6 protein-coding genes and 1 pseudogene are annotated in these 7,921 nt (G+C 33.6%); 4 read left to right on the forward strand and 3 right to left on the reverse strand.

What is annotated here, in order from left to right; translation table 11 throughout:
• Both JJE11_RS10275 and JJE11_RS10280 read left to right on the forward strand, forming a co-directional pair.
• Positions 1-380: pseudogene (locus tag JJE11_RS10275) on the forward strand (NADP-dependent phosphogluconate dehydrogenase); the annotation flags it as partial.
• Between the two features lie 350 nt (positions 381-730).
• Complete coding sequence (locus JJE11_RS10280; RefSeq protein WP_291635223.1) at positions 731-2,641, forward strand: glycoside hydrolase family 20 zincin-like fold domain-containing protein; 1,911 nt, start codon at positions 731-733, stop codon at positions 2,639-2,641.
• A gap of 106 nt (positions 2,642-2,747) precedes the next feature.
• Here the strand turns inward: JJE11_RS10280 and fetB are convergent, their stop codons facing one another.
• Genes fetB through JJE11_RS10295 form a run of 3 tightly spaced genes read right to left on the reverse strand, consistent with a single transcriptional unit; the run spans position 2,748 to position 5,324 of the window.
• Positions 2,748-3,518: an iron export ABC transporter permease subunit FetB gene (gene fetB, locus JJE11_RS10285; RefSeq protein ID WP_291635224.1), complete on the reverse strand. Its 771-nt coding sequence runs from the start codon at positions 3,516-3,518 to the stop codon at positions 2,748-2,750.
• Positions 3,519-3,520: 2 nt separating this feature from the next.
• Positions 3,521-4,150, reverse strand: a complete 630-nt coding sequence (locus tag JJE11_RS10290; protein WP_291635226.1) for an ATP-binding cassette domain-containing protein — start codon at positions 4,148-4,150, stop codon at positions 3,521-3,523.
• Positions 4,151-4,163: 13 nt separating this feature from the next.
• Positions 4,164-5,324: a DUF362 domain-containing protein gene (locus JJE11_RS10295; protein WP_291635229.1), complete on the reverse strand. Its 1,161-nt coding sequence runs from the start codon at positions 5,322-5,324 to the stop codon at positions 4,164-4,166.
• A gap of 274 nt (positions 5,325-5,598) precedes the next feature.
• Here JJE11_RS10295 and JJE11_RS10300 point away from each other — a divergent pair, with 274 nt between their 5' ends.
• Both JJE11_RS10300 and JJE11_RS10305 read left to right on the forward strand, forming a co-directional pair.
• On the forward strand, positions 5,599-6,684 hold the full coding sequence (locus JJE11_RS10300) for a Gfo/Idh/MocA family oxidoreductase (protein ID WP_291635231.1): 1,086 nt from the start codon (positions 5,599-5,601) through the stop codon (positions 6,682-6,684).
• Positions 6,685-6,739: 55 nt separating this feature from the next.
• Positions 6,740-7,660 (forward strand): sugar phosphate isomerase/epimerase, encoded by a 921-nt coding sequence (locus JJE11_RS10305; protein WP_291635233.1) that lies wholly within the window; start codon positions 6,740-6,742, stop codon positions 7,658-7,660.
• The last annotated feature ends 261 nt before the right edge of the window (positions 7,661-7,921 follow it).

The raw sequence follows: 7,921 nt of genomic DNA on the forward strand, positions 1-7,921 counted from the left end.
ATTGGGAACTTGAATATGGTGAAATTGCTAAAATATTTAGAGGTGGGTGTATTATTCGTGCTCAGTTCCTTAATAAAATTAGCGAAGCTTACGTAAAAGATGGCAATATTAGCAATTTAATGTTAGACTCATACTTTAAGGATATTCTTCATAATTATCAAAAAGACTTACGATATGTAGTTTCTACAGCTATAAATTTAGGAGTGCCAGTACAAGGATTTTCTAGTGCAATAATGTATTATGACAGTTATAGAAGTGCAAATCTCCCAGCAAACTTACTACAGGCACAGAGAGATTATTTTGGCGCTCATACCTTTGAAAGAGTTGATAAAGAAGGAACATTTCATCATGAATGGGTAAGTGATTATAAGGAAAAATAGTAAATATTAAAACCTGCAGTTTATATTTCAAACTGTAGGTTTATTTTTTAGTTTAAGTCTTTGCAAGTAGTATTTTAAATAGAATAGATGAATTATTTAAAGGAGATACTCATTAGTTTATGGAATCTGTAACAATAGAGGTATAAAATAGGTAAAATGTAAAAATTAGATTGGAATATCGAAATCACATTAGTGATATATACGTGTATAATAATATATATATAGATGTGATAATATTTTATATTATTAAGTATTTTATAATATGCAACAAGTAATATATATGAAGATTTTCGATGAATTGCTAGTTCCTAAATATTGAAAAATTACAATATGAAAAAGGAGGAATCAGCGTGTATTTGATCCCATTGCCACGCAAGGTTACAGAAAAGAAAGGATTTTTTTTGATAAGTCACAATACTGCCATTGTATTAGATGTGGCATTAGATGATAATGATTTGGAAAGTGCAAAGATGCTACAACAGGAAATAAAAAAAGTTATCGCAATTACGTTGCCCATTAAAAAAGTGCTGCGAAATGCAGGAAATCATGGAGAAAACTGCATTTGCTTAGAATATGACAATATAGATACAAGAGAGGAATCTTACCAGCTGACTGTAACAACGAATAAAATTACCATCGCAGCTTGTTCAAACCGTGGCTTCCTATATGGCGTAGCAACGCTGATTCAGCTATGTAAGATATACCGTGCGGAAATTGGATGCGTGGAAATTGAAGATGAACCATCTTATTCAAACAGAGGCTATATGCTTGATGTTAGCCGCGGAAGGGTACCAACTATGTCCAGCCTAAAATCGATGGTAGATCGATTATCTCTTTATAAAATTAATCAACTTCAGTTATATATGGAAAACTGTTTACGGATAGATGGCTTTGAGGAAATTTGGTCTCAGACTGATCCTTTTACTCCCGAAGAAATTCTAGAACTAGATCGTTATTGCAATATAAGAGGCATTGAACTAGTACCTTGCATAGCCTCTTTTGGGCATTTATATGATTTACTGCGTTCACAGAGTTTTGGTAAATACAGAGAAATGGACACCGGTCTGGAAGAATCATTTACGTGGTATAACAGAATGAGATACCACATCATTAACGTGTCTGACCCCGAAAGCTTTACTCTTATTACTGGTATTCTTGACCAATACATCCCTTTGTTCCGTAGTGATAAAATAAACATTTGTTGCGATGAAACATTTGATTTGGGTAAAGGGAAAAGCGCTACCATGGCTAAAGGAATGGTTTATGGGGACATGTATCTTTCTTATGTCAACAAGTTAGTTGAATATCTCCAAGCCAAGGGAAAAAAGGTAATGATTTGGGGAGATATTGTGCAGAACCATCACGAACAGATGGGGAAGTTAAATTCACAGGTTACCTGTCTTAATTGGTATTATAATTACGGTGCTAAGGAAGAAATTGTTAAAATATTCTCCGACAAAGGATTAAAGCAGTATGTATGCCCAAGCGTATCTGGTTATAGCAGACTAGTGAATGCTTATGACATGAGTTTTACAAATATTAGAGAGATGGCGAAGCTCGGTAATCAATATAATGCAGAAGGATTTTTAAATACCGACTGGGGGGATAGTGGGCACATTAATATGCCGGCCCTTGCTATTCCCTGCATGATTTACGGTGCGTCGCAAGGCTGGAACGTTGATGATGACAGAGAATTTAGTGACATAGACGAGGCTATGTCACTGGTGGAATATGGAGACCACGCAAAGAACCTTGTGGGACTTTTACGCGAACTTTCACGTCAAGATATAATCACTTTTAACGATTTGGCATTTTTCAGAGATTATAAGGTATATAATCAGACCTACCCAGATGTTGCAACATCTTTATATGAAAAAGCTAAAACTGAAATGATGCAGGTTTCAGAGAGTCAGCTTAAGACAGCAGTTTACAAATGTGGGGAAATAATCAATAGTCTTAAACAGAATGAAAGCGGATCCTATGCATACCTTCAAGAGGAAATGCTGGAGTATTATCTTGCTGCCCGTGGTGTAGCATTGATGCAGGAATTAACGCTGATTATTAAGGAACGCGAGTACGGTCAGAATGTATTTCCCATGGATACGACATATGAACTGGCAAGTAAGCTAGAGTATTGGCTTATGGATTATTGTACTGAGTGGAGGACTGTGAGCCGTGAGAGTGAATTGTATCGAATAAAAGAGTTTATTTGGCAAATCTGTTCCATTCTCAGAAAGTATGATTCTAAGTTACACAGCTGATTACAGTCGTGTATGGATGTATAATTATAAAAAAATACATTATAAAAAGCTGTGAGCTCAAGTTCACAGCTTTTATAATTATAAAAGTAGAAATATTATATTAAATCTATAAAAATTGCTTTCTATTATTATATAAAGACTTATAACCTAAGTTTAAGGATAAAAAAACTGTTACACAAACAGAAGTACAGATTGCAATCATAATGGCTATCTGATACATAATGGCAGTTGTAGGTAGTGTACCTGATAATATCTGTCCTGTCATCATTCCGGGTAAAAAGATTATCCCCATTCCAAGCATGGAATTTATTGTAGGAATTAAAGCAGTTTCTAAGGCATTATTAGCAAAAGGTTTTAAAATATCTTTAGGCTCTACTCCTAAATTTATTAGTGTATTAATTTTATTTTTACCCTTGCTTAAGTCATCCATAAAGGTTTTTATTGCGATGTTTACTCCAGTCATAGCGTTGCCAATAATCATACCTGCAAGGGGGATAGTGTATTGAGGGTTAAATATAGATTTCTTTACCACAACAGTGACAAAGAAAATTAGAACAAAAAGCCCTGAAAATGTTAAAGAAACTCCAATAGCAATTTTAAAATTGTGGTTTAAGTCTTTTCTACTTTTAAGGACTCTATTAACAGAAAATGTTATCATTAGTATCAAAAAAAATACAGTAAATAAAGGATTAGGATTACTAAAGACATATTGAAGTATATAACCCACAAGCACAAGTTGAACCGTCATTCTTATGCTTGCAACTAAAAGAAGCCTAGTTTGATTAATCTTTGATTTTTTCATTATTATTAACACTATAATTAGTAGTAAATAAATAAGTGAAAACTGAAAAAGACCCAGTGTAACAGCGCCTTGCATATTTACACCTCCTTAACCATTTCAATTTTATGCTCACAAAACTCTTCAACAACAGTTTTATTGTGACTTACAATTACAATATCAATATTCTTGGCCTTACAGAAATTTGTTATATTTGTCATTAGTTTATGACTATTTTTTTCATCTAATGCTGATGTCGGCTCATCTAATAATATAACACTAGGGCATAATGATAAAAAAATGGATATATAAACTCTTTGCCGTTCTCCACCAGAAAGGGTTGATGCATTTTGGCTAAGCGGAATATTTACACAGCAAAGTCCGGCAATGTATTTGATATAATCAATACCTGGCATAGGTAATTGTCTTAGTGAATAAAAAGTTTTGAAATTGTCTATTATGCTTTCATCAAAGAGAAAAGGATCTTGGGAAATTAGACTTACTTCACGTCTTAGATCAATAGGTTCATATGAGCATACTGGTTTGCCTTTATACAATAATTCTCCAGATAGTGGACTTATAGATTGGTTCAATAACTTTAAAAAAGTGCTTTTACCACATCCACTCTCACCAACAATAAAATTAATCTTGCCTTGCTTGATTTTTACATCATTATAAGTTAAATTGGCTTTGTATGTAAGATTCCTAGCTTGAAATAATGGATTATTCATTGTAGTTCCTTCCTTATTTATATTTACCTCTATAGAGCTTTGTCATAAGTCCAGCAATTATATTGTCTTTTTTAAGCTCCACTGCTTTATATCTGCATAACTCATGGCAACACATGCATTCAATACATTTAGAATAGTCAATTTGCTTAGTTTCCTTATCTATAGCCTGAACAGGGCAACTTTCTACGCACATATTGCATTGCTTACATAATGAAAGCTTAATCTTTGGTCGTGTTTTCAAAAAATCTATCACTTTAATGAGGGCGCCATAGTTTTGTTTCTTTTTACTATTGAATCTTTTGGGTAATTTAAAATCCTTAAGAACTGGAGGATAGCTATAGTCCCCACAAACCTGAATATTTTCTAATCTCCACTCTCCAAGGTTTCTCTCTCTAGCTGCATTTAGAATGGGAATATCCACAATATTAAGACCTATCATCTTTGCGGCCACAGTATCAAGAGCTAGAGGATCTGTACTAATGAGTATTTTCTTTGCATTGTAAACATCACCAGCTGTAGGTCCTTCACCCTGCATTGCAGTAATTCCATCCATAATATGCAGTGCTATTTTAGAATTTTCATGTATGTCTGCTAGCATTATGCCAAAATTCTTTGGGTCTGGTAGTAGCTTATGGTATTGTGCTTTTTTAAGCCCAGGAATAAATCCGAATACATTTTTAACTGCACCTGTGTATATACCTGCGGTATGAGTCTTAAACTTTGGAAGGTTGATAACTAAATCAGCATCAAATACAGGTTTTGCTAAATACAACTTATCTCCGTAATCAGATGTAATGCTACATTCCCTAACCCCTTCTCTATCAAAATTCTTAATTTCTGCACTCTCATCCATAGCTACTTTATTGAGTCCTGATACTTCAAAGCTTTGAGCGGTAGGTGCTATTCCTGCTATTGCGCCACCAGAGCTATCTCCTATCCAGACTGTGCATTCCATTTTATTTAGAATTTTAGTTATAGCGCGTACAAATTCAGAGTGAGTAATTGCGGCAGTTTCTGAGGACTTAGGACCAATTAAATTCACTTTTAGAAGTACCTTCATACCTGGTTTTACAAAGGCTTGCCATCCACCAATTAGATCCATACCACTATTTAGCTTTTCTATAACAGCATTTGTGTTATAGCTATCACACTCCTCAATTATTACTTTACTCACATTTACACCCCTTTATTAAAATGATTTCATCTACTCTATTCTAATAATAGTATATCATTTCATACATAAATATAAAATCTATTTACAATTTAAAAAAGGTTAATATATTTCTACCTTATAAATACTTCTCATATATACAAAAAGCAATATATGAGAAGCATTGAGCAATTCGTGGGGAGTAATTCAAATTATAATGATATAGAATAGTAAATATAAACGTTAATTTATTTATAAAAATTAATATAATATGTAATTTAGAAAGGTAGGTATTTTTATGAAAAAGAAATTAAAAGTTGGAATAATAGGTTGTGGTGGTATAGCTAATGGGAAGCATATGCCAAGTTTAGATAAGATAGTAGAGATAGAGATGGTAGCGTTTTGTGACGTCGATTTAGAAAAAGCAGAGGTTGCTGCAAAAAAATATGGCAATGAGGAAGCGAAAGTTTATACGGACTATAAAGAACTTTTAAAAGATGAGACAATCGACGTTGTTCATGTATGTACACCTAATAGATCACATAGCTCTATAACTGTGGACGTATTAGAATCTGGAAAGCATGTTATGTGTGAGAAACCAATGGCAAAAACCTCAGAAGAAGCAAGGAAAATGGTAGAAGCTGCAAATAGAACAGGGAAAAAGCTTACTATAGGTTATCAAAATAGATTTAGAGTAGACTCTAGATATCTAAAAACTACCTGTGAAAATGGAGAACTGGGAGAAATATATTTTGCAAAGGCACATGCTATAAGAAGAAGAGCAGTTCCAACCTGGGGAGTATTTTTAAATGAATTTGAGCAAGGAGGAGGACCATTAATAGATATTGGAACTCATGCGTTAGATTTAACGCTTTGGATGTTAGATAATTATAAGCCTAAGTATGTTGTGGGAAATGTATATCATAAGCTTAGTAAAAAAGAAAATGCTGCTAATGCATGGGGACCATGGGATCCTAAAAAATTCACAGTAGAAGATTCTGCTTTTGGATTCATTACTATGGAAAATGGTGCCACTATCGTGATTGAATCAAGTTGGGCATTAAATAGTCTTGAGGTTGGCGAAGCTCAGACAACCCTTTGTGGAACAGAAGGTGGAGCTGATATGAAGGATGGCCTTCGAATAAATGGAGAAAACCTAAGTAGACTATATGAAACTAAAATTGAATTTGGTTCTAGTGGAGTTGCATTTAATGAAGGAACTATTGAAGACCCAGCAGAGGTTGAAGCTAGGGCGTGGATTGATTGTATCTTAAACGATAAGGAGCCTGTTGTAAAACCTGAGCAGGCCTTAGTGGTTACGGAAATACTAGAGGCAATATATGAGTCTTCTAAAACAGGAAAACCAGTTTACTTTAACAAATAAAAATATTAATCGGTGTGCAAGAAGTACACTAGATATTATAAGGATGGTGTTTAATATGTATATAGGATTTTTAACAGGATGTCTTGGTGGCATACCACTTAAGGAAAAAGCAAAATGGGCAAGTGAACAAGGGTTCAAAGCATTAGAACTTTCTTGTTGGCCAAGGACAAACATTCGAGATTATTCAGGAAGTGAAATAGATGTAGCGAACTTTACAAAGGAAGATGCAGATGAAGTTTTAAAATATTTCAAGGAATATGGCTTAACAATTTCTTCTCTTGCTTATTATGATAATAATTTAGATAGTGATTTAGAAAAGAGAAAATTCATAAATAATCATTTTAAAAAATGTGTTGATGCAGCAGTTTTACTTGGGGTACCTTCCGTTGGAACATTTATAGGAAGAAATATTGATAAATCAATAGAAGATAACTTTGACGAATTTGAGGTGGTATTTACCGATTTGGTAGCTTATGCTGAGAATAAAGGGATAAAAGTAATGATTGAAAATTGTCATATGGTCGGATGGCAAGTTTCCGGCCAGCCAGGAACTATTTCCTTTACTCCAGAACTTTGGAGAGAGATGTTTAAAAGAGTTCCGAGTAAAAACTTCGGATTAAATTATGACCCATCTCATTTAGTTGGTATGCTTATAGATTATATTAACCCAATTAAAGAATTTAAGGATAGGATATTCCATGTACATGCTAAGGATACAGAGGTTCTCCAAGATAAGCTTAAAGAGTATGGTGTGTTTAACAAACAATTAAATACTAATGAGGGGTTTGGTTTTTGGGTTCCTAAAATGCCAGGACTTGGTCAAGTTAATTGGGAAAAATTTATTTCCACATTAAATGAAATAGGATACGAGGGAGTAGTAAGTATTGAACATGAAGATCCAAATTATGAGGGCAGTGAAGAAAAAATAAAAGAAGGTTTAAAGCTTGGGATAGAATACTTAAGAAAATTAATATAGAAGTGTTATAGTGTATAACACTATTTGGGAGATGAAAAAATGAAAATATTAAAAGTAGCTATTATTGGGTGTGGGAATATATTTCCTATGCATGCCCAATCAATAAAAGAAATATTATTCTTACGACGCACCAGTGAAAATTGAACTTCATTGTGAAAAAGGAATTGTGAATATGGTAGGAGATAGAGCACATATAAAGTTTAAAGATGGAAGAGAGTTAATTGCAGATAATAACCCTGAGGATACCTTTGATTATGGAGA

The sequence above is a fragment of the Clostridium sp. genome (genome assembly GCF_016650095.1).
Taxonomy (GTDB): Bacteria; Bacillota; Clostridia; order Clostridiales; family Clostridiaceae; genus Clostridium_AD.

Bases quoted from the DNA above. Each gene is read 5' to 3' on its own strand.
- JJE11_RS10290 (WP_291635226.1), bottom strand. From the start codon at position 4,150: ATGAATAATCCATTATTTCAAGCTAGGAATCTTACATACAAAGCCAAT.
- JJE11_RS10300 (WP_291635231.1), top strand. From the start codon at position 5,599: ATGAAAAAGAAATTAAAAGTTGGAATAATAGGTTGTGGTGGTATAGCT.
- JJE11_RS10305 (WP_291635233.1), top strand. From the start codon at position 6,740: ATGTATATAGGATTTTTAACAGGATGTCTTGGTGGCATACCACTTAAG.
- fetB (WP_291635224.1), bottom strand. From the start codon at position 3,518: ATGCAAGGCGCTGTTACACTGGGTCTTTTTCAGTTTTCACTTATTTAT.